Raw genomic sequence first — 19023 nt, forward strand, 5'->3', positions numbered from 1 at the left:
CATGAAGCGATGGCTCTATCTGCTGCACCGCTGGGCCGGCATCGCGCTGTGCCTGGTGATGGCTCTGTGGTTCCTCTCGGGCATGGTGATGCTCTATGTGGGCTATCCCAAGCTCACACCGGAGGAGCAACTGCGTGGCCTGCCGGTGTTGCAGTCGGCGGGCTGCTGCGTGCCGCTGCCCGAGGCGCTGAAGGCCTCAGGCTTCGAGAAGGCCAGCCAGTGGCGGCTGAGCAGCGTGGCCGGCCAACCGCGCTACCTGTTCAGCGACGGGCGCAAGCGTCATGTGGCGGTCGATGCACGCACCGGCCAGCGCATCGCTGCGGTGAGCCCGGACGATGCCCTGCGCTCGGCCTCGCATTTCGCGCAGGGCTCGGCGGTCAGCCTGATGGGTCAGGATGACGAAGACGCCTGGACCCATTCGCGCGCGCTCGATGGCCATCGGCCGCTCTATCGCCTAGCGGTGGAGGACGAAGAGCGGCGCTGGCTCTACGTCAGCAGCACGACCGGTGAGGTGGTGCGCGACGCCACGTTCACCGAGCGCAGCTGGGGCTGGGTCGGCGCCTGGCTGCACTGGCTCTACATCTTCCGGGGCGGGGCGCTGAACGCCTGGTGGACCGACATCGTGATCTGGCTGTCGGTGGCCGGCGGCGTGCTGGGCCTGAGCGGCCTGGTCGTCGGTATCTGGCGCTGGCGTTTCAGGGGCCGCTACAAGAGCGGCTCGCGCTCGCCCTATCGCGGGGTGCTGGCGCGCTGGCATCACATCCTCGGCCTGGTCGGCGGCCTGCTGGCGCTGACCTGGGTGCTGAGCGGCCTGTTCTCGATGAACCCCTGGAAAGTGTTCGAGGCGCCCGGGCCCAAGCCCGACCGCATCGCCTTTGCGGGCGGCCCGCTGAACGCGGCCGAGGCGCCCTCGGCGGCCACCGTGCTCACGCAGCTGGCCACCGACGGCGAGCAGCCGCGCAGCCTCGAGTGGCGCCGCGTGGCGGGCCAGCCGGTGGTGCTGGTGCAGACCGTTGCTGGCCAGTTCATCGTCGATGCACAAGGCCGGCGTCTGCCCGACTGGCCCACCGCCAGCCTGGTGGCCACGGCCGAGCGCCTGCTGCCCGGCGCCCGCGTGGTCGAGCAGCAATGGCTGCGCGAGTTCGACACCTACTACTACGGCCGCGACCACCACACGATGACCGGCCAGCGCGAGCGGCCGCTGCCGGCCCTGCGCCTGCGCCTGGACGACGCGCAATCGCATTGGGTCGTGATCGACCCGGCCACCGGTGCCATCGTGCAGCTCAGCAATGCCCACCAGCGCAGCGAGCGCTGGCTGTTCGCCTTCCTGCACAGCTTCGACCTGCCGCAGTTCCTCAACGCCCGTCCCGCCTGGGACGCCTGGATGCTGGGCTTCAGCCTGGCCGGCCTCGCCCTCTCGCTCACCGGCGTGGTGCTGGGCTGGCGGCGGCTGCGGCACAAGGGCCCCTGGCGCGTCGCCGTGCGTGGCGGTGACCGTCTCGTGAAGATGGATGCGCAGGCCGCGCACCCAAAGGGGCACTGAATGCGCCGCCGCCACGTGCTCTCGCTGCTCGCTGCGCCGCTGGCAGCCTGTCAGCGCGACGGCCCGCGCTTTCATGGCATCGACATGACAGGCGCGCCCTACGGCCGTGACTTCGAGGTGATGGCGGCCGATGGCCGCAAGGTCAGGTTGGCGGACTTTCGCGGCCAAGCCGTGCTGCTGTTCTTCGGTTTCACGCAATGCCCGGATATCTGCCCCACGGCGCTGACCCGCGCAGCGGCGGTGCGCGAGCTGCTTGGCGATCAAGCCGAGCGCTTGCAGGTGCTGTTCATGACCATAGACCCGGAGCGCGACACATCCGAGCTGCTGCGGGCCTACACGGCGGCCTTCCATCCGAGCTTTCTCGGCCTGTATGCCAATGCCGACCGCACCGCCTACACGGCGGCGGAGTTCAAGATCTACTACAAGAAAGTGCCCACCGGCGCCAGCTACACCATGGACCACTCGACGCAGAGCTACGTATTTGATCCGCAAGGGCGGCTGCGTGTGTTGATCAAACACGAGGCGCCCGCGGCCGAGGTGGCCGACGATGTGCGCCTGCTGCTCGCCACCTGAGCCGATTCACTATCCCGTTCCCACCACTGTTCATTGAAGGAGTTGATGATGATGACCCAGAACAAGACCCGACTCGCGCTGCTGGCCCTGGCGGCCTCGCTGTGCTCGCTGGCAGCTCAAGCGCAAGTCCAGGTGCAGGACGCCTGGGTGCGCGCCACGGTGGCGCAGCAGAAGGCCACCGGTGCCTTCATGAAGCTGACCGCTGCGTCCGACCTGCGCCTGGTCTCGGCCAGCTCGCCGGCCGTGCCCATGGTCGAGGTGCATGAGATGGCCATGGAAGGCAGCGTGATGAAGATGCGCCAAATCCAGGCCCTTGACCTGCCGGCCGGCAAGACGGTCGAGCTCAAGCCGGGGGGTTATCACGTGATGCTGATGGGCCTCACGCAGGCGATGACTGCGGGCAGCAAGCTGCCGCTGTCGCTGGTTTTCGAAGACAAGTCAGGCAAGCGCCAGACGGTGGAGGTGAGCGCCGAGGTCCGTGCTATCAATGCCGCCGCCAGGAAGCCGGAGCAGGCGGCCGAGCACAAGCACTGAGGGCGCGGGCGGTGGGCCGCCTAGTCTTTGCGGCCCACTGACTGGATGGAAGAAGTCCCACATCCGGTCGTTGGCCGACAGCGCCTGCGAGGCGCCTTCCTTGCCGCGCCGCACCTTGCCGGCGCCCGGCCAGGAATGGCCGCCGGTCTCGGTGGTGCAAACCTCCACCACAGCGCTGTTTGCGCAGGCTGCGACATGGCGCTCGCAGCGGGCGCCTTGCACCTGCAGCGTGATCTCGGCCGGTGCACTGGCGCTGCACTGGTTGCGCTGCATCCAGCGCCGCGCGGTCTCGGGCACGGAGGTGAAGTCGGTGACCTGCGACTTGTCCTTGAAGGCCTTGTCGCCGGCGCCGCCCTCGTACAGCACGTGGTCGTCGTTGCGGGCATGGATGATGAGCACGGGGATGGGGCGCGAGGGCTTGCAGCTGCGCGTGTTGTCGGTGCCGGCCACGCTGGCGATGGCGGCGAACAGGTCCGTGGCCTCGCAGGCGAGGCGGTGGGCCATCATGCCGCCGTTGGACATGCCGGTGGCATAGATGCGCTGCGGGTCGATGCTGGCGCGCTGCTGCACATCGGCCAGCAGGGCGCGGATGAAGCCGACGTCGTCGCTGCCCTTGTCGCGCGCCTGGGCGCAGCAGTTGCCGGCATTCCAGGTGGCGAGGCCGCCACCGGGCATGCGGCTGTAGCCGTTCGGGAAGACGGCGATGAAGCCGGCCTGCTCCGACTTCGTGATCAGCCCATAGTTCTCGTCGTCTGCCTGGAATCGCATATTGCCGCCGCCGCCGTGCAGGGCCACGAGCAAGGGCGCGGCCTGAGTGGCGGGTAGCGATCTTGGAATGTGGACGATGTAGGTGCGCTGGGCGCCTGCGTGCTGCAGGCTGAGCGTGTGTGTGCCGGCGGTCAGGGCGCTTGTCGGCGAGCGTGTTTCAGTCGCTTGCTTGTCCGCCTGCCGGTTCTGCATTCGCTCGCGCAGCCTCTCGCGCAAGCTGCCGTCCTGGGCCAGGGCAGTGTTGCCGACGACAAGCATCAGCAGCGGAAGGAGCAGGGTGTATGCACGCATGCTGTCGATGGTATCGGCGCCGCTGCGATCAGGCTGCTGGGGTAAGGACTGTCAACGCATCCAGCACGGCTTGCGCTGTAGCCGGCGCACGCAGAGCCGGGTCGCAATACCTGCCGCCGCAGCTCGCCACCGCATCCTTGATCGCCATCAGCACCGAGAAGGGCAGCAAGAGTGGCGGCTCGCCCAGGGCCTTGGAGCGGTGGATGCTGTCGGCATGGTTCGGGTGGTCGAACAGTGCGACACGGAAGTCGGGCGGGCTGTCGTTGGCTGTAGGAATCTTGTAGGTGCTCGGCGCGTGGGTGCTGAGCGCGCCGGTCCTGGGATGCCAAACCAACTCTTCCATGGTCAGCCAGCCCATGCCCTGCACGAAGGCGCCCTCGACCTGGCCGATGTCCAGCGCCGGGTTCAGCGACTGGCCGGCGTCATGCAGCACGTCGGCACGCACGACCCGGCTCTCTCCCGTCAACGTGTCCACCAGCACTTCGGCCACGGCGGCGCCCCAGGCGTAGTAGTAGAAGGGGTGGCCCTTCAGCTTGGCGCGGTCCCAGTGCAGGCCGGGCGTGGCGTAGAAGCCATCGCTCCAGAGCTGGATGCGCTGCAGGTAGGCCTTGCTCACCAGTTCGTTGAAGCTGATGGCACTGCCGCCGCCATGCACCTGGCCGCCGCTGAACTGCAGCTCTGCCAATGGACAGTCCAGCAGCTGCGCTGCCAGCTCGGCCAGACGCAGCTTGATCTTGCGCGCCGCGTCTTGCGCGGCTCGGCCGTTGAGGTCCGTTCCCGTGGAAGCCGCTGTGGCCGATGTGTTGGCGACCTTGCTCGTGTCTGTGGCCGAGCAGCGCACCTGCTCGAAGGCGATGCCCAGCTCATGCGCCACCACCTGGGCCACCTTGGTGTTGAGCCCCTGGCCCATCTCGGTGCCGCCGTGATTCACCAGCACCGAGCCATCGGTGTAGACATGCACGAGGGCGCCGGCCTGGTTCAGGTGCACCACGTTGAACGAGATGCCGAACTTCACCGGCGTGAGCGCCAGGCCCTTCTTCAAGACCGGGCTTGTCGCATTGAAGGCAGCGATCTCGGCGCGACGGGCGTGGTAGTCGCTGCTGGCGATCAACTGATCGGTCAGCGGCTGCGCCAGGATGTCTTCGACCTGCTGGCCATAAGGCGCCACATCGCGGCCACCCTCGGCGCTGTAGAAGTTGCGCTGGCGCACGAGCAGGGGGTCCAGCCCGAGTCGGCGCGCCACGGAGTCCATGATCATCTCGATGGCCAGTGCACCCTGCGGCCCGCCGAAGCCGCGGAAGGCGGTGTTGCTCTGCGTGTTCGTCTTGGCGCAGAAGCCGTGCAGCGAGACATTGGGCAGCCAGTAAGCATTGTCGAAATGGCACAGCGCGCGCGCCATCACCGGCGCCGACAGGTCGGCCGAATGGCCGGCGTTGGAAATCAGATCGACCTCCGCGCCAAGAATGTGGCCTTCGTCGTCGTAGCCCACCTCCCAGCTGTAGTCGAAGCCGTGGCGGCGGCCGGTGATCATGAAGTCGTCATCGCGGTCCAGCCGCAGCTTCACCGGGCGGCGGAGCCGCATCGCGGCGATGGCCGCCACGCAGGCGAACAGGGCTGACTGCGATTCCTTGCCGCCGAAGCCGCCACCCATGCGCCGGCACTGCACCTGCACCTGATGCGCCTGCCAATGCAGCGCGTGCGCGATGAGCTGCTGCATTTCGCTCGGATGCTGGGTCGAGCAATGAACTAGCAGTGCCTGGCCGTCCTGTGGCAGGGCATAGCTGATCTGGCCCTCCAGATAGAACTGCTCCTGGCCACCGACCGCCCATTCGCCTTGCAGGCGGTGCGGTGCCGTGGCAATCGCAGCCTCGGCATCGCCGCGGTTCAGGTGCATCGGCGGCAGCACGTACTGCCCGAGTGCGTGCGCTGTCCTGGCGGTCAGAACCGGCTCCAGCGCCTCGTACCTGATGGCCGACCTGGCGAGGCTCGCTGCACGCCGCGCCAACTCGCGGTCGGTCGCGACGATGGCGAACACCGGCTGGCCGAGGTAGCGCAGGTCGCCATCGGCGAGGATGGGGTCGTCATGGATCAGGGGGCCGCAGTTGTTCTCGCCCGCGATGTCTTCGGCCGTCAGCACGGCCACCACGCCGGGCTGCTGCTTCAACAGCTCGATGTCGATGCCCAGCAGCTTGCCGTGAGCGACGGGCGAGAGGCCCAGCGCCGCATGCAAAGTGCCTTGCACTTCGGCGATGTCGTCGGTGTAGCTGGCCTGCCCACTGACATGCAGGGCCGCGGATTCGTGGGCCTGGCTGCGGCCCACCACTTGCGGGAGATCGATCGGCTTGTTCATGCCGGGCTCCGATCAAACGAAACGGCCTGCCAGACGCTGGCATGTCTTGGCGCCAGTGCCAGCTCGGGCCGGGTCTCCAGCCACAGGCGCTGGAACAGGTTTTGCGCCACCTTCATGCGATAGGCCGCGCTGGCGCGCATGTCGGAGAGTGGGGTGAAGTCGCGCGTCAATGCTTCAGCGGCCGCGCGCGCCGTGGCTTCGCTCCAGGCCTGGCCGACAACCGCGCATTCGGCCTGCGCCGCGCGCCGCACCGTGGCCGCCATGCCGCCAAAGGCGAAGCGGGCCGCATGCACCTCGCGGGTGGCCGGATCAACCGTGAGTGACAAACCGGCGCAGACGGCCGAGATGTCGCTGTCGTAGCGCTTGGCGATCTTGTAGCCGCGCACTGTCGTGTGGGCATCGGGCAGCGGCAGATGGATGGCTTCGAGGAATTCGCCCGGCTGCAGCGCGTTCTTCATGTAGTCGAGATAGAAGTCCTCCAGCAGCAGGGCGCGTTGCTGTTCTCCCTTGCGCAGGATCACCTTGGCGCCCAGGGCCATCAAGGCCGGCGCTGCGTCCCCGATGGGAGAGCCGTTGGCAACGTTGCCGCCCAGCGTGCCGGCCTGGCGCACCGGCGGTGAGGCAAAGCGCAGCCACAGCTCGCGGTAGGCCGGTATGGCCTCGGTGATGGCGGACCAGCCTTCTTCCAGCGTTGCAGCGGCACCTATCCACAGACCCGGCCGATCGTCGAAGGGTTCGGGCCGGATCGCCCGCAACTCTGCAACAGCGCCGACATGGATCAGGTCGCCGACATCGCGGAACTGCTTGTTCATCCAGAGGCCTATATCGGTTGAACCGGCGAGCAAGCGCGCCTGCGGCTTGGCTTCACGCAAGGCGGCCAGTTCGGCGACCGTGCGTGGCGCATCGAAGCTGTCGATGCGACCAGCAAAGGCCGGGTTCGGCGCTTCATAGTGGAGGCCAGGGCTGACCTGCAGCGACTTCAGCGCAGCCGCAATCGGCGCTCGCTGCAGATGCCGGGCCGGCAGCTCGAACATGCGCTCACCGGCATCGAGGATGGGCCGGTAGCCGGTGCAACGGCAGAGGTTGCCGGCCAGATCGTCGGCCAGCTCCTGGCGGCTGGGGCGGGTGCCGGCTTCACCGTGGCGTTCGTAGCAGGCCTGCAGCGTCATCACGAAGCCGGGCGTGCAGAAGCCGCATTGCGAGCCGTGGCACTCCACCAGGGCCTGCTGCACCGGGCTCAGGTTCTCGGGGCCGCCCAGGTCTTCGACCGTCAGGAGTGCCTTGCCATCCAGCGTGGGCAGGAACTGTGTGCAGGCATTGACGTTGGAGAGCTGCAGCTCGCCCTGGGCGTCCAGTTCGCCGACCAGCACCGTGCAGGCGCCGCAGTCGCCCTCGGCGCAGCCTTCCTTGGTGCCGGTGCAATGGGCATGGTCGCGCAGGTACTGCAGCACCGTGGTGGTGGTTGGCAGGCTTGCCACCGACTGGATGGCGCCGCGATGGAAGAAGTGGATCGCGCGAGGCTCAACAGAATTCATCGCGCGACCTTAACGCCAAGCGCAAGCTCTGGCTATACCATCTCGATCATGGTTGACATGAACGAACTGGTATGAGCCTGCGCTCCGCTTTCGACAAGATCGAGCTTCAACTCGTCCGTGTCCTGCATACCGTGATCACCGAGCGCAGCGTCTCCCGGGCCGCGATGCGACTGCACATGACCCAGCCCGCCGTCAGCGCCCAGCTGAAACGGCTGCGCGCGCTCACCGGAGACGCGCTGCTGGTGCGCAGCGGTGCTGGCATGGCGCCCACGGCCACGGCGCTGGAGCTGCTGGCGCCGGCCGAGCGACTTTTGCAGGATGCCGACGAGCTGTTCGGCGAGCGCCGCCGCAAGAGTGGCTTCGATCCTTCCACCGCCTCGCTGCGGCTGAGGGTTGCTGCCAGTGACTATCTCGACCCGCTGTTCCTGCCCGAGCTGGTAGCGCATCTGCAGCGGCTCTCACCCGGCGTGCAGCTGGACCTGCAGCCCCTTTCGGCCGAATACGACTACCGCGCCAGCCTGGCCCGGGGCGAGGTAGACCTGGTGATAGGCAACTGGCTGGAGCCACCGGCCGAGCTGCACCTGGGCCGCCTGCTCAGCGACGAGGTGGTGTGCCTGGTCAGCGAGAAACATCCGCTCGCCAAGGCCAATGGCCGCGGCCTGACGGTCGAGAAATACCTGGCCTGCCAGCACCTGGCGCCAATGCCCCTGGGCGCTGGTCTGCCCGGCGTGATCGACCAGCACCTGGCCAGCCTCGGGCTCACGCGCCAGATTTCGGTGCGCTCGGCGTATTTCGGGCAACTGCCGCAGATGGTGGCCGACAGCCTGCTGGTGCTGACCACCGGCCGCCTGTTCTGCTCCCGCTATCTGGACCACTTGCCGGTCAAGGTCCTGCGCTGCCCGGTGGCCTTTCCGCCCATGGCTTACTACCAGCTCTGGCATGAACTGACCCACCAGTCCGCCGCGATGCGCTGGCTGCGCGAACAGGTGCGCGAAGTGGCGCGCAGCCTGGTGGCCCGTGCGCCGCTGGCCGCGCGGGTGCGCGACTGAACGAACATATTCTCTGGACCTCGATGACCCAACAAGTTCCCGTTCAACGCCTGGCCCTGCGCGGCGACCTGCTCGACTTCATGTCCACACCCGCCTGGGGTGCCGAGGACGACGCAGCGGTTCGCTTTCGGCCTGACCACTGGCTCCTGATCGAGAACGGCCGCATCGTCGGCGCGCAGCCCGAAGACCCCGACCCGAGCTGGCAGCGCGAGGACCATGCGGGCCGGCTGATACTGCCCGGCTTCATCGACACCCACGTGCACTGCCCGCAGCTGGACGTGATCGCCAGCTACGGCTCCGAGCTCTTGGACTGGCTGAACCGCTACACCTTCCCGGCCGAGCGCCGCTATGCCGACCCGGCCGTGGCTCAGGCAGGTGCCGAGCGATTCCTCGATGCGCTGCTGGCCCATGGCACGACCTCGGCCGTGGTCTTTCCCACCGTGCACAAGGGTTCGGCCGAAGCGCTGTTTGAATCGGCGCGCGCGCGCGGCATGCGCCTCGTTGCCGGCAAGGTGCTGATGGATCGCCACGCGCCCGATGGCCTGCGCGACGATGTGGCGCAGGCCGAGCGGGATTGCATCGACCTGATCTCGCGCTTCCATGGCAAGGACCGCCTGGCCTATGCGGTGACGGTGCGCTTTGCACCCACCAGCACGCCCGAGCAGCTGGCGATGGCCGGCGCTCTGTGCAAGGCTGATCCCACGCTCTACATGCAGACCCATGTGGCCGAGAACCGTGCCGAAGTCGAGTGGGTGGCGAAGCTCTTTCCGCATGCGCGCAGCTATCTCGACGTCTACGCCCGCGAAGGCCTGCTGCATCCACGCGCCGTGCTGGCCCATGGCATCTGGCTCGATGAGGCGGACCGTCGGGTGCTGGCCGAGACCGGCGCGCAGGTGGCGTTCTGCCCCTCATCCAACCTGTTCCTGGGCAGCGGCCTGTTCGACTGGCCGGCCGCGCGCCAGGCCGGCTTCCGGGTCAGCGCCGCGAGTGACGTGGGCGGCGGCACCTCGTTGTCGATGCAGCGCACACTGGCCGATGGCTACAAGGTGCAGGCGCTCAATGGCCAGCGCCTGTCGGCCTGGGTGGCCCTGCATGCCGCCACGCGTGGCGCGGCCGAGGCGCTGGGCCTGGGCGCAGAGATCGGCTCTTTCGATGTCGGCTCGGTGGCCGATGTCTGCGTCTGGGACTGGGCGCAGGGCCCGGTGGCCCAAGTTCGTGATGCGCTGGCGCGCACGCCGCATGAGCGGGTGTTCGCCTGGCTCACGCTCTCGGACGAGCGCAATCTGCGCGCTGCCTATGTGGCCGGGCAGGCCAGGGTGGTTGCCTAGAAGAGGTCCAGGCTGCCGGTGCTGATCTTCCTCAGCGAGGGGGCTGGCCGGCAGCGGCCGGTGGGCTTCAGGTCTGCTGGGCTCGACGGTCTTTCAGCACCCGATCCACCTCTGCGGCGAGACCCATCGGGCTGAATGGCTTGACCAGAAAGGCGTCCACGCCGGCAGCCAGGGCCGCCTCGCGGTCTGCGCTCTGCGCACGGGCGGTCAGCATGATGATGCCGGTCTGGCTCAGCTGTGGATCGGCACGCAACTGCTTGGTGAGTTCCAGGCCGTTCATGTCGCCCGGCATCATCATGTCCACGATCATCAGGTCGGGTCGGATGACGCCGGCCGACAGCAGGCCCTGCGCGCCGTTCGCGGCCTCGTGGATCTGGTGACCATCGAAATCCAGGGCCCAGCGTATCAGGCGGCGGATGTCAGAGTGGTCTTCAACGATCAGGATGGTGCTCATGGCGTGGAGAGTCGAGTATCAGGCGGCATGGTATCGGCAGTCGGCAGCCACAGGATGACCGTCGTGCCCTGCCCAGGCTGGCTTTGCAGCGCCAGCCGGCCGCCGTGCAGCTCGACGATTTCCTTCACGATGCTCATGCCGAGCCCGGTGCCAGGAATGGCGCCGGAGTCGTCGGCGCGGTAGAAGCGCTCGCTGACGCGTGCCAGCTGGTCCGGGCTCATGCCGATGCCCTGGTCCGCGACCTCGATGCCAGCCATGGGCTGGCCGTTGTGGAGCTCCAGCCGCAGTTGCAGCGACACGGTACCGCCTGCTGGAGAGTATTTGTAGGCGTTGGACAGCACGTTGCCGAGGGCCTGCTGCAGCTTGTTGCGGTCGACGCGCACCATGCAGCGCTCGGCCTGGCAGTGCAGTACCGGGGCCTCGCGCGAGGGCGGTGGGTTGAAGTCATGCACCAGGGCCGGCACGACGGTACACAGGTCCAGCGACTCGAGCACGAAGTCCTGGCCGCGGCGGGCCTCGATGCGCGCCAGGTCCAGCAGCTCGTTGATGACCGCAATCATCAAGGTGGACTGTCGGTGGATGATCTCGAGCACCTCGCGCCGGCGTGCATCGTCCATCTGCCGGTGCTGCAGGATTTCGACGAAGCCGTAGATGCTGGCCATGGGCGTGCGCAGCTCGTGCGCGGCCATGGAGAGGAACTCGCTCTTCATGCGGTCCACCTCGAAGGCGTGGCTCACGTCCCGCAAGGCCAGCACCTGGGATATGGCCTCCGACTTCCCTTCGCGCAGCCGCAGTTCCAGCACGCGGTGCGTGGGCCGCTTGATCTCGATGACGACGTGGCGGTCCTCGTCGTTGCTGTCCCGCTGCATCGCAGCGAAGCCGAGCCAGCTGATGGCGCCGTCGGTCTGCCGGCGCAGCAGGGCTTCCAGGGCCGCCTCATCGAGCCCGAGCGGGTCTACGGCGATGCCGGTCAGGCGGGCGAAGGCCGGGCTGGCATAGCTCACGCGGCGCTGGGCGTCGAAGGACACGAAGGCGTCGGGTGTCAGCTCGAAGATGGCATTGAGCTGGGCGCCGCGCGCCTGCAGCTGGCCCACCAGGCCTCCGATCATCTGGCTGATTGCACTGAGGTCGTCGCCCGCGCCCTCACGATGGCCTGCATCGGCGCCTGCACTGACCTGTGTCAGGCCTTCGAGCACCTGGCGCAGCGCCACCAGGGCGCGTTCACGGCTGCCCAGCTCCTCGCGCAAGCGCTGTTCCAGCAAATGCTGCTCGGTGATGTCGCGGAAGGCCATCACATGGCCGACCGCCTGACCCTGGTCATCGTTGATCAGCGAGAGGCTGGAGTCCACCACGCGGATCTCGCCAAGGGCGTCAGCCATGCGCAGGCGCCGGCCGCTCCAGGGGCGCAGGGCGCGACCGTCGTCGAACGCCTGAGGCAGGACGTCCTGCATCAGGCGGCCCGTCAGGTGGGACAGGGGCAGTCCTATCGTCTGCTGGGCGGCCGGGTTGGCCAGCACGATGCGGCCGTCGGCGTCGAGCGTGAACACGCTGTCGGCAATGGCCCTCAGCGTGACAGCCGCCTGTGCCCGCTGCAACTGCAGGCTGGCGGCCGTGCGGCCAAGCACCTCGAAGGTGGCCCGGAACTCGGTCGGCGCATCGTCGGCCGACAGCAAGGCCTGGGTCGGGTCGCCGCTGATCAGCGCCCGCTCGAAATCCTGCACCTGGTTGAGCCGACCCAGCCAACGCACCAGCAAGAGGCGAATGAGGCCCAGGCCCGCCACCAGGCCCACGAGGCCCATGGCCAGCGTGACCAGGGTCTGCTGCCAGAGCTTGCCGGCAATGCGGTCGCTGGCGAAGCTGAGTCGCAACACGCCGTAGTCGCTGCCGCCCACGACGACCGGCAGGTTGCTGTCCAACAGCAATTCGGCCACCCGATCCTGCAGCCATGCCGGCGGTGCCGTACTGGGCACGCCTGGATTGGGCGCCTTGACGACGCCGCCGCGCAGATCGATGAAGCTCGCGCTGCTGAAGGAGGAATGCTGGACCGCCCGCTCCAGCGTGCGCTGGATGGTGTCGTAGTCGCCGATCACGGCGCTGTCCGAGATCACCGGCAGGATCACGCTGTTGAGGGTGTCGGCGCGTTCCTGGGCCTCGGTCAGCTCGACCTGAAACTGGTAACGGTAGAACAGCGCCAGCGCAGACGCCACGAAGACCAGCAGCGTGATCGAGTAGAGCGCGAACACCCGCCCGACCAGCGAGCGGGGAAGCAGTGCCTGCAGCACCCGAGCCACGGCCGCTCAGCGCAGTTGAGCGGGTGCGCTGCGGTAGAAGTCCCGGTAGGCGCCGTACTCCGCGCCGTCGGAGCTGATGAAGTAGGCCTCGGCGCCCAGCCCCACCTGCTGCGAGGCCTGTTCCAGGATGGCCCGGCCCTCGGGGTCCTTGTGCATGCCGATGAAGGCGGCTGCGACGGCGCGCTGCGTGCTGTCGGGCACCTTCGCAGAAGCCATCAGCGCCAGGTCGTGCAGCGGCGGTGAACTCCAGAGCACCCTGAATTTCTTGCCCTCGCGCTTGGCAAAGCCCTCGGCCAGCTGCGAATTGGCACCGACCGCAGCGACCTTGCCGCTGAACAGTTGCGCAAAGGCGCCGTCCATGTTGCCGCCGAAGACGGTCTTGAACTCGACCTTGCGGCTCATCAGCTGGGCCGCCGGGAACTTGTAGGCGATCAAGGCCTCCTGGCCCGGGAAAGCCACTTCCTTGCCTTGCAGTTGCGAGAGATCGGTGATGTGCGAGTCGGCAGGCACCAGGATCTGGCCATGAACCGGCGGCGTGAGCCGGCGCGCCAGGACCTTCCAGCCAAGCTTCTCTCGCTCCGGGCTGAACATGTGGTTGCTGAAGATGAATTCGACCTCCTGGGCGAGCACGTAGGAGGTGGTGTCCGCCGAGGTACGGCCGAGCTTGAGCTGGAGCTTCACGCCGCTCTTGGCCGACACGTAGCTGATGATGGGATTCCAGTAGGCGGCCGTCAGGTTGATGCCGTATTGGTTGACTGGCGAGAACTGGTAGGCGGGCGCGTTGCCCTGTGCCCATGCAGCGGGCAGCAGGCTGGACAGGCACAGAGCCAGCAAGGCCAGGTCGCGGCGAAGGATCATTGGCTTCATGAACGGAACTCCGGGTAGACGGTCCATCAGGGCCTCAAGTCTAGGCAGGGGCGCGGCCCAGGCGTTGACATGGGACAGCCCCGGCTGGCCCCGAGCGTCAGAGCGGTAATCTGTCACGTGGCCATGCGGTCTGTCGGCAACGGCTGCAGGCCGTGACGGCGCTTGGGCTGTTGGTCCGGACCGACCTGGCTCCGGGCCGGCCTGCCTTCTATAGTCGCGACAGCCGGCGAGGACCGGTAACCCAACACAGGAGCGAGAAACCGATGAACCCCAAGAAGTCGATCACGAGCTTTGCCCCGGCCAGCCTGCTGGCTGCAGCCCTCTGTCTCGGGCTTGCCACCGCGGCACCCACCAGCGCCGCGGCCCCCACCAAGGCTGCCGCGAAAGCCGCCAAGCGCTACACCATCGAGCAGTTCATGGCCACGGTCTCGATCGGCGGCGCCTCCTTCAGTGCCGATGAAAAGCGCATCCTGTTCTCCAGCAATGTGACCGGCATCTTCAATGTCTACAGCATCGCGGTCACAGGCGGTGAGCCGGTTGCGCTGACAAAGTCGACGACGGACAGCAACTACGCCGTTGGTTTCTTCCCCGAAGACGACCGTGTACTGCTGACCCGCGACCAGGCCGGCAATGAGCAGAACCATCTCTATGTGCGCGAGCTCGACGGCAGCGAGAAGGACCTGACCCCCGGCGACAAGCTGAAGGCGGCCTTTGCCGGCTGGAGCGGCGACAACAGCGCCTTCTACGTGACGAGCAATGAGCGCGACCCGCGCTTCTTCGACCTCTACCGCTACGACGCCAAGACCTACGCGCGCACGCTCGTCTACAAGAACGAGACCGGCATGTCGCCGGGTGCGATCAGCCGCGATGGCCGCTGGCTGGCGCTGGGCAAGACCAACACCACGGCCGACTCCGATGTCTACCTGTTCGACACCCAGAACCAGGCCCTCAAGCACATCACCTCGCACCAGGGCGTGGCCAGCTATTCAGCGGCCACTTTCGACCCGGCCTCCAAGCGCCTGCTGCTGACGACCAATGACGGCAGCGAGTTCACCCGGCTGGTCGCCTACGACCTGGCCAGCGGCCAGATGAGCGATGTGGAGAAGGCCGACTGGGACATCGCCTACACCGACTACTCGCGCGACGGCCGCTACCGCGTCACCGGCGTCAATGCCGATGCCAGCATCAAGATCACGATCCGCGAAGGCGAGAAGTTGCTGCCCCTGCCCAAGCTGCCGGAGGGCGAGCTGCGCGGCGTCAACTTCTCCAGGAGCGGCACGAAGATGGCGTTCTACGTGAACGGCGACCGCTCGCCAAGCAACCTCTTTGTTCATGACTTCGCCACGAAGAAGACGACGCAGCTGAGCCGCAGCCTGAGCAAGGAGATTGACCCGTCCGAGCTGGTCGAGGCGAAGATCGTTCGCTTCAAGTCCTTCGACGGCATGGTGATTCCTTCGATCTATTACGAACCCAAGGGCGCCTCGCCCGGCAACAAGGTGCCGGCCGTGCTGCTGGTGCATGGCGGCCCTGGCGGCCAGACCATGCGCGGCTACAACGCTCTGGCGCAGTACCTGGCCAACCATGGCTATGCGGTGCTGGGCATCAACAACCGCGGCAGCTCGGGCTATGGCAAGAGCTTCTTCACCGCGGACGATGGCAAGCATGGCCGCGAGCCGCTGTGGGACTGCATCGAAGCCAAGACTTACCTGGCCTCCACCGGCGTGATCGACCATGAGCGCATCGGCATCATGGGCGGCAGCTATGGTGGCTACATGACGCTGGCCGCCATGGCTTTCCGGCCCGAGGCCTTCAAGGTCGGCGTGGACATCTTTGGTGTCAGCAACTGGTTGCGCACGCTGGAATCGATCCCGCCCTATTGGGAGAGCTTCCGCAAGGCCCTGTACCAGGAGGTGGGCGACCCGGTGAAGGACAAGGACTTCCTGATCGCCACTTCACCCCTGTTCCATGCCAAGGAGATCAGGAAGCCGCTGATGGTGATCCAGGGCGCCAACGACCCGCGTGTGATCAAGCCGGAGAGCGACGAGATCGTCGAGGCGGTCAAGAAGAACAATGTGCCGGTGGAATACGTGGTCTTCCCCGACGAGGGCCACGGCTTTGCCAAGAAGAAGAACCAGATCGAAGCGAACCGCAAGATCAAGGAGTTCCTCGACAAGTACCTGCTGCCGACCTCTGGCAAGTAAGCGAAGGAGCCGCCATGACCAGCCTGATCCTGTGGTGCCTGTTGTTCATCTTTTGCTGGCCGCTGGCTCTGCTGGCCCTGGTCCTGTGGCCCCTGGTCTGGCTGCTCAGCCTGCCGTTCCGGCTGCTCGGCATCGGCGTGGAAGCTGTGTTTGCACTGCTGCGCGCCATGTTGATGTTGCCGGCCCGGCTGCTTGGGGGAGGGCGGTAATAAGTCACTAGTTCAGGACGGCAGCGTCCGCAACAGCTCTTACATCGTGTTGCGGGCGCTGCGGGGCGTTTGCCCTCACCATTGCGTCAGGCCCGGTCATGCCGGGATTGGCAGTACAAAGGTTGGGACAAGAACATGCGATTCGAAGGCACGCTGAAGACCTGGGATGACGACCAGGCCTCGGGAACGATTGAACCTCAAGGGGGCGGTCAGGCCTTGTTCGTCCGCATCTCGGCCTTTCCCGGCGACGCGCAGGCGCCGCAGCCCGGCGAAGCCCTCAGCTTCGAAGTGGAACTGAGCCCCTCGGGCCGCAAGCAGGCGGTGCGGGTTCGGCGCCTCAGCTCGCAGCGTGGCGGCTTCAAGCCCTCACGTTCGCGCTCGGAGCGCCTGGCCGCATCGGGTGTGCGCCGCCGCAGCTGGATGGTGGGCACGGCTGCCGCAGTGCTGCTGACCACCGTGGGTGGCCTGGCGCTGATGCGCCATTACGAGCCAGAAGCGAGTGCCAAGTTTTCTGCGCTGAGCAATGAGCTCAATCCGGACACCTCACCGCCACCGCTGAAGGCTGCCAAGGCCGGCAGCAAGGGGTCGGCTGCCAAACCGGCCCCGGCCAAGCATTGATCGGCTCTGGCCTCTCGGCCTCAGATCCGCCACTCCAGGCGCATTTGCCACTGCGTGAAGGTGCGGCCGCCGCTCTCGGTGGTGATCATCTGCTCGCCGGTATTGATCACGCTTGAGTTGGCATAGGCTAGCGGCGAGAGGTTGGTGGCTGACAGGCGCAGCCCCACGTCCTTGTTCACGTTCCACAGCGCGAAGGTGTCGAGCACCCGCTTCTTCGTGGTGGTCGCAGCGGTCAGCACCGATTGCTGGATCTGGTTGGCCGGCGTGTAGTTGATGCTGGCGCCCAGGGTCACCGGCGCGCTGCGCAGCCGGTAGTCCACACCGAAGTTGGCCACGCCCTTGGGCTGCTGGTCGAGCTTGTTGTTGGGGCCTGGAATGCCCTCCACGCTGGAATGGAACACGCTCAGGTTGGCGCGAATCTGCAGCGGCATCGCGTCCGCGATGAACTCGTCCAGCCGGAACTTGGCCTCCAGCTCGATGCCCTGGGTGCGTGCCTTGCCGATATTGCGCGGACGCGACACCCAGCGCGGCACGCTCGACCAGCTGACCGTTTCCAGCTCGGTCACGTTGCGCATCAAATCGGTGATGCGGCGCGAGAACACATTCGCACTCAGGACGCCGCCCTTGCTCAGGTAGCGCTCGAAGGCGAGGTCGATGCCATTGGCCAGCTCGGGCTTGAGGTTCGGGTTGCCGGCGCGGTCGGCATAGTTGGCAGTGTTGGCTCCACTCGGGTATTGGGAGTTGACGTTGGGGCGGGCCACCAGGTCCTGCAATTGCGGGCTGCGGTAGCTGCGCGTGAGACTCATGCGGACCTGATCGCGGCTCTTCTCGTCGGGCTTCCAGACCGCATGGAGCAGCGGCGTCAGGACGCTGGATCGGTTGCTGACCGCGTAGGTGGTGGCCGTGCTCTTGCTCTCGATGCCTTCCCAGCGCAGGCCGGCATAGGCCGACCATTGCTTGCTCGGGCTCCATTCATCCTGGATGTAGGCCGCGGTGCGCAGCGTCGAGGCCTGGAACTCGTCGCCGAACTCCAGCACGCCGCGGCAGGCCAGGCCGTTCTCGCGGCAGACGCGGGTCGAGTTCTGCTTCTGGCCTTCCGCCTCGATGCCACCGACCAGGCTGTGCTCGCTCGGCAGCATCTGGTGCGACAGCTTGGTGTTGAGGCTCCAGGACTGGTTGTCGCTGTCGCTCCTGTCGTCCTGCACGCGGCTGGCCACCTTGGCCGGCGCGATGTATTCCTGGCGCTGGCTGTGGCTCTTCATGTCGCCGCGGCCAATGCCGCCGCGCACTTCCACGCGAGTCTCGGGGCCGAGGCGGTTCATCCACTGCGCATTGATGCGCGCCATCGTGAACTCGTTGTTGCTCTGCGTGTCCACGCTGTTGTAGTTGATGCCGGGCGTCTGTTCTGAGTGGTTGATGCCATTGCCCTTGCTGGACGCGAGGAAGGGCTGGATGGACAGCGAGCCGCCGTCGTTCAGCCGCCACTGCAGCCGCGCATTCATGTTCAGGGAGCTGCGGCTGTTCTCGTGCGTGCCGGTGGTGGTCTGCACCGATTCGCTGCCGGTGCGCAGGTCACGCGTCGTGGCACGGACGGCCACGTCGTCGATGTTGTCGCCGCGATGGGCATTGATGGTGATGTTGTAGGCGCCGCCGTTGTCGTTCAGCTTGTCGTTGCGGGTCCAGGAGGCATTGGGGCGAATGCGACCCTTCTCTTCGGCCAGGGCCAGGCGCACTTCATTGAGCCGTTTCTGCAAGGCCTCGCGCAGCACCACATTGATGGTGCCGGCGATGGCGCGCGCGCCATGCTCGGCCGTGGGCGCACGCATGATCTCGATGCGCTCGACCTGCTCGGGTGGCAACTGGTCCAGCGCGAAACCGGGCGGCATGCGCTCGCCGTTGACGAGGATCTGCGTGTAGCCGCCGCCCATGCCGCGCATGCGCACATCGCCACCGCGGCCGGGCCTGCCGCCCGTGGTCACGCCGGGCAGGCGCTTCAGGACTTCACCGAGGTTGTTGTCGCCGTAGCGCTCGATCTCCTCGCGGCCGATGACGATCTTGGCAGCCGTCGAAGCGCGGCGCTTGCCGTCGTCATTGCTGCTGCCTTCGATGTCCACGCGCTGCAGTTGCTGTTGCTGCGGCGCTTTCTGATCGACTGCGGGCGGGCGCTGGGCCGGGCGCTCGGCCGGGCGTTGTAGCGGCGTGGCGGGTTTGGCCCGTGGAGCAGCAGGCGCACTGGCTGGAGCCGCGGGCGGCGTGGCGGTCTGGGCCGCGGCCGGCAGGGCGGCGACCAAGGTCAGCGCAAGGGCGGCAGACAGCGGATGGAGGGCAAACGTGGCTTGGTCGGTCATGGTCGCGAGGCCGCAGCAGGGCGGCCGGGCAGAGGTCTGGTGGATGCAGGCAGGCGCCGGGCCG

At 67.1% G+C, this 19023-nt stretch carries 15 protein-coding genes; 8 read left to right on the forward strand and 7 right to left on the reverse strand.

Annotated features, from left to right (window positions below; translation table 11 throughout):
- Position 1 precedes the first annotated feature (1 nt).
- Genes ABT392_RS02515 through ABT392_RS02525 form a run of 3 tightly spaced genes read left to right on the forward strand, consistent with a single transcriptional unit; the run spans position 2 to position 2650 of the window.
- Entirely contained in the window at positions 2 to 1543 is a 1542-nt protein-coding gene (locus tag ABT392_RS02515) for a PepSY domain-containing protein (protein ID WP_464970897.1), read from the forward strand.
- Positions 1544 to 2116 (forward strand): SCO family protein, encoded by a 573-nt coding sequence (locus ABT392_RS02520; protein WP_395386732.1) that lies wholly within the window; start codon positions 1544 to 1546, stop codon positions 2114 to 2116. It begins immediately after the preceding gene.
- Positions 2117 to 2161: 45 nt separating this feature from the next.
- Positions 2162 to 2650: a copper chaperone PCu(A)C gene (locus tag ABT392_RS02525; protein ID WP_395386731.1), complete on the forward strand. Its 489-nt coding sequence runs from the start codon at positions 2162 to 2164 to the stop codon at positions 2648 to 2650.
- On the opposite strand, the gene ABT392_RS02530 is transcribed toward ABT392_RS02525, so the two are convergent.
- From ABT392_RS02530 to xdhA, 3 genes are read right to left on the reverse strand one after another with little or no spacing between them, the layout of a single operon-like run.
- Positions 2555 to 3709, reverse strand: a complete 1155-nt coding sequence (locus ABT392_RS02530) for an extracellular catalytic domain type 1 short-chain-length polyhydroxyalkanoate depolymerase (protein WP_395386730.1) — start codon at positions 3707 to 3709, stop codon at positions 2555 to 2557. The genes ABT392_RS02525 and ABT392_RS02530 overlap by 96 nt on opposite strands.
- A 28-nt stretch (positions 3710 to 3737) precedes the next feature.
- On the reverse strand, positions 3738 to 6059 hold the full coding sequence (gene xdhB, locus ABT392_RS02535) for a xanthine dehydrogenase molybdopterin binding subunit (protein ID WP_395386729.1): 2322 nt from the start codon (positions 6057 to 6059) through the stop codon (positions 3738 to 3740).
- On the reverse strand, positions 6056 to 7594 hold the full coding sequence (gene xdhA, locus ABT392_RS02540) for a xanthine dehydrogenase small subunit (RefSeq protein ID WP_395386728.1): 1539 nt from the start codon (positions 7592 to 7594) through the stop codon (positions 6056 to 6058). Before xdhA ends, xdhB begins: the two co-directional genes overlap by 4 nt.
- A 71-nt stretch (positions 7595 to 7665) precedes the next feature.
- Between xdhA and ABT392_RS02545 the strand changes: the two genes are divergently transcribed.
- Complete coding sequence (locus ABT392_RS02545) at positions 7666 to 8643, forward strand: LysR family transcriptional regulator (RefSeq protein WP_395386727.1); 978 nt, start codon at positions 7666 to 7668, stop codon at positions 8641 to 8643.
- A 23-nt stretch (positions 8644 to 8666) separates the two neighbouring features.
- Positions 8667 to 9971, forward strand: coding sequence for a guanine deaminase (gene guaD / locus ABT392_RS02550; protein WP_395386726.1), 1305 nt, complete (start codon positions 8667 to 8669; stop codon positions 9969 to 9971).
- A 67-nt stretch (positions 9972 to 10038) separates the two neighbouring features.
- On the opposite strand, the gene ABT392_RS02555 is transcribed toward guaD, so the two are convergent.
- Genes ABT392_RS02555 through ABT392_RS02565 form a run of 3 tightly spaced genes read right to left on the reverse strand, consistent with a single transcriptional unit; the run spans position 10039 to position 13583 of the window.
- Positions 10039 to 10425, reverse strand: a complete 387-nt coding sequence (locus ABT392_RS02555) for a response regulator transcription factor (protein WP_395386725.1) — start codon at positions 10423 to 10425, stop codon at positions 10039 to 10041.
- Positions 10422 to 12716 carry an ATP-binding protein gene (locus ABT392_RS02560; protein ID WP_395386724.1) on the reverse strand — a complete coding sequence of 765 codons (2295 nt, stop codon included), beginning with the start codon at positions 12714 to 12716 and terminating at the stop codon, positions 10422 to 10424. Before ABT392_RS02560 ends, ABT392_RS02555 begins: the two co-directional genes overlap by 4 nt.
- Before the next feature lie 6 nt (positions 12717 to 12722).
- Positions 12723 to 13583 carry a phosphate/phosphite/phosphonate ABC transporter substrate-binding protein gene (locus ABT392_RS02565; RefSeq protein WP_334278550.1) on the reverse strand — a complete coding sequence of 287 codons (861 nt, stop codon included), beginning with the start codon at positions 13581 to 13583 and terminating at the stop codon, positions 12723 to 12725.
- A gap of 263 nt (positions 13584 to 13846) precedes the next feature.
- Between ABT392_RS02565 and ABT392_RS02570 the strand changes: the two genes are divergently transcribed.
- From ABT392_RS02570 to ABT392_RS02580, 3 genes are all read left to right on the forward strand, one after another.
- A complete protein-coding gene (locus tag ABT392_RS02570) occupies positions 13847 to 15784 on the forward strand; it encodes a S9 family peptidase (protein WP_395386723.1) in 1938 nt (645 codons plus the stop codon).
- A 14-nt stretch (positions 15785 to 15798) separates the two neighbouring features.
- On the forward strand, positions 15799 to 15993 hold the full coding sequence (locus ABT392_RS02575; protein WP_334278552.1) for a hypothetical protein: 195 nt from the start codon (positions 15799 to 15801) through the stop codon (positions 15991 to 15993).
- Between the two features lie 135 nt (positions 15994 to 16128).
- Positions 16129 to 16611, forward strand: coding sequence for a cold-shock protein (locus ABT392_RS02580; RefSeq protein WP_334278553.1), 483 nt, complete (start codon positions 16129 to 16131; stop codon positions 16609 to 16611).
- Between the two features lie 20 nt (positions 16612 to 16631).
- Here the strand turns inward: ABT392_RS02580 and ABT392_RS02585 are convergent, their stop codons facing one another.
- Complete coding sequence (locus tag ABT392_RS02585; RefSeq protein WP_395386722.1) at positions 16632 to 18959, reverse strand: TonB-dependent receptor plug domain-containing protein; 2328 nt, start codon at positions 18957 to 18959, stop codon at positions 16632 to 16634.
- Between the last annotated feature and the right edge of the window lie 64 nt (positions 18960 to 19023).

Source organism: Paucibacter sp. JuS9 (assembly GCF_044043925.2).
In the GTDB taxonomy this organism is placed as follows: domain Bacteria; phylum Pseudomonadota; class Gammaproteobacteria; order Burkholderiales; family Burkholderiaceae_C; genus JAUASW01.

Coding starts and splice junctions, on each gene's coding strand:
- ABT392_RS02515 (WP_464970897.1), top strand. CDS start 2: ATGAAGCGATGGCTCTATCTGCTGCACCGCTGGGCCGGCATCGCGCTG.
- ABT392_RS02520 (WP_395386732.1), top strand. CDS start 1,544: ATGCGCCGCCGCCACGTGCTCTCGCTGCTCGCTGCGCCGCTGGCAGCC.
- ABT392_RS02525 (WP_395386731.1), top strand. CDS start 2,162: ATGATGATGACCCAGAACAAGACCCGACTCGCGCTGCTGGCCCTGGCG.
- ABT392_RS02530 (WP_395386730.1), bottom strand. CDS start 3,709: ATGCGTGCATACACCCTGCTCCTTCCGCTGCTGATGCTTGTCGTCGGC.
- xdhB (WP_395386729.1), bottom strand. CDS start 6,059: ATGAACAAGCCGATCGATCTCCCGCAAGTGGTGGGCCGCAGCCAGGCC.
- xdhA (WP_395386728.1), bottom strand. CDS start 7,594: ATGAATTCTGTTGAGCCTCGCGCGATCCACTTCTTCCATCGCGGCGCC.
- ABT392_RS02545 (WP_395386727.1), top strand. CDS start 7,666: ATGAGCCTGCGCTCCGCTTTCGACAAGATCGAGCTTCAACTCGTCCGT.
- guaD (WP_395386726.1), top strand. CDS start 8,667: ATGACCCAACAAGTTCCCGTTCAACGCCTGGCCCTGCGCGGCGACCTG.
- ABT392_RS02555 (WP_395386725.1), bottom strand. CDS start 10,425: ATGAGCACCATCCTGATCGTTGAAGACCACTCTGACATCCGCCGCCTG.
- ABT392_RS02565 (WP_334278550.1), bottom strand. CDS start 13,583: ATGAAGCCAATGATCCTTCGCCGCGACCTGGCCTTGCTGGCTCTGTGC.
- ABT392_RS02570 (WP_395386723.1), top strand. CDS start 13,847: ATGAACCCCAAGAAGTCGATCACGAGCTTTGCCCCGGCCAGCCTGCTG.
- ABT392_RS02575 (WP_334278552.1), top strand. CDS start 15,799: ATGACCAGCCTGATCCTGTGGTGCCTGTTGTTCATCTTTTGCTGGCCG.
- ABT392_RS02580 (WP_334278553.1), top strand. CDS start 16,129: ATGCGATTCGAAGGCACGCTGAAGACCTGGGATGACGACCAGGCCTCG.
- ABT392_RS02585 (WP_395386722.1), bottom strand. CDS start 18,959: ATGACCGACCAAGCCACGTTTGCCCTCCATCCGCTGTCTGCCGCCCTT.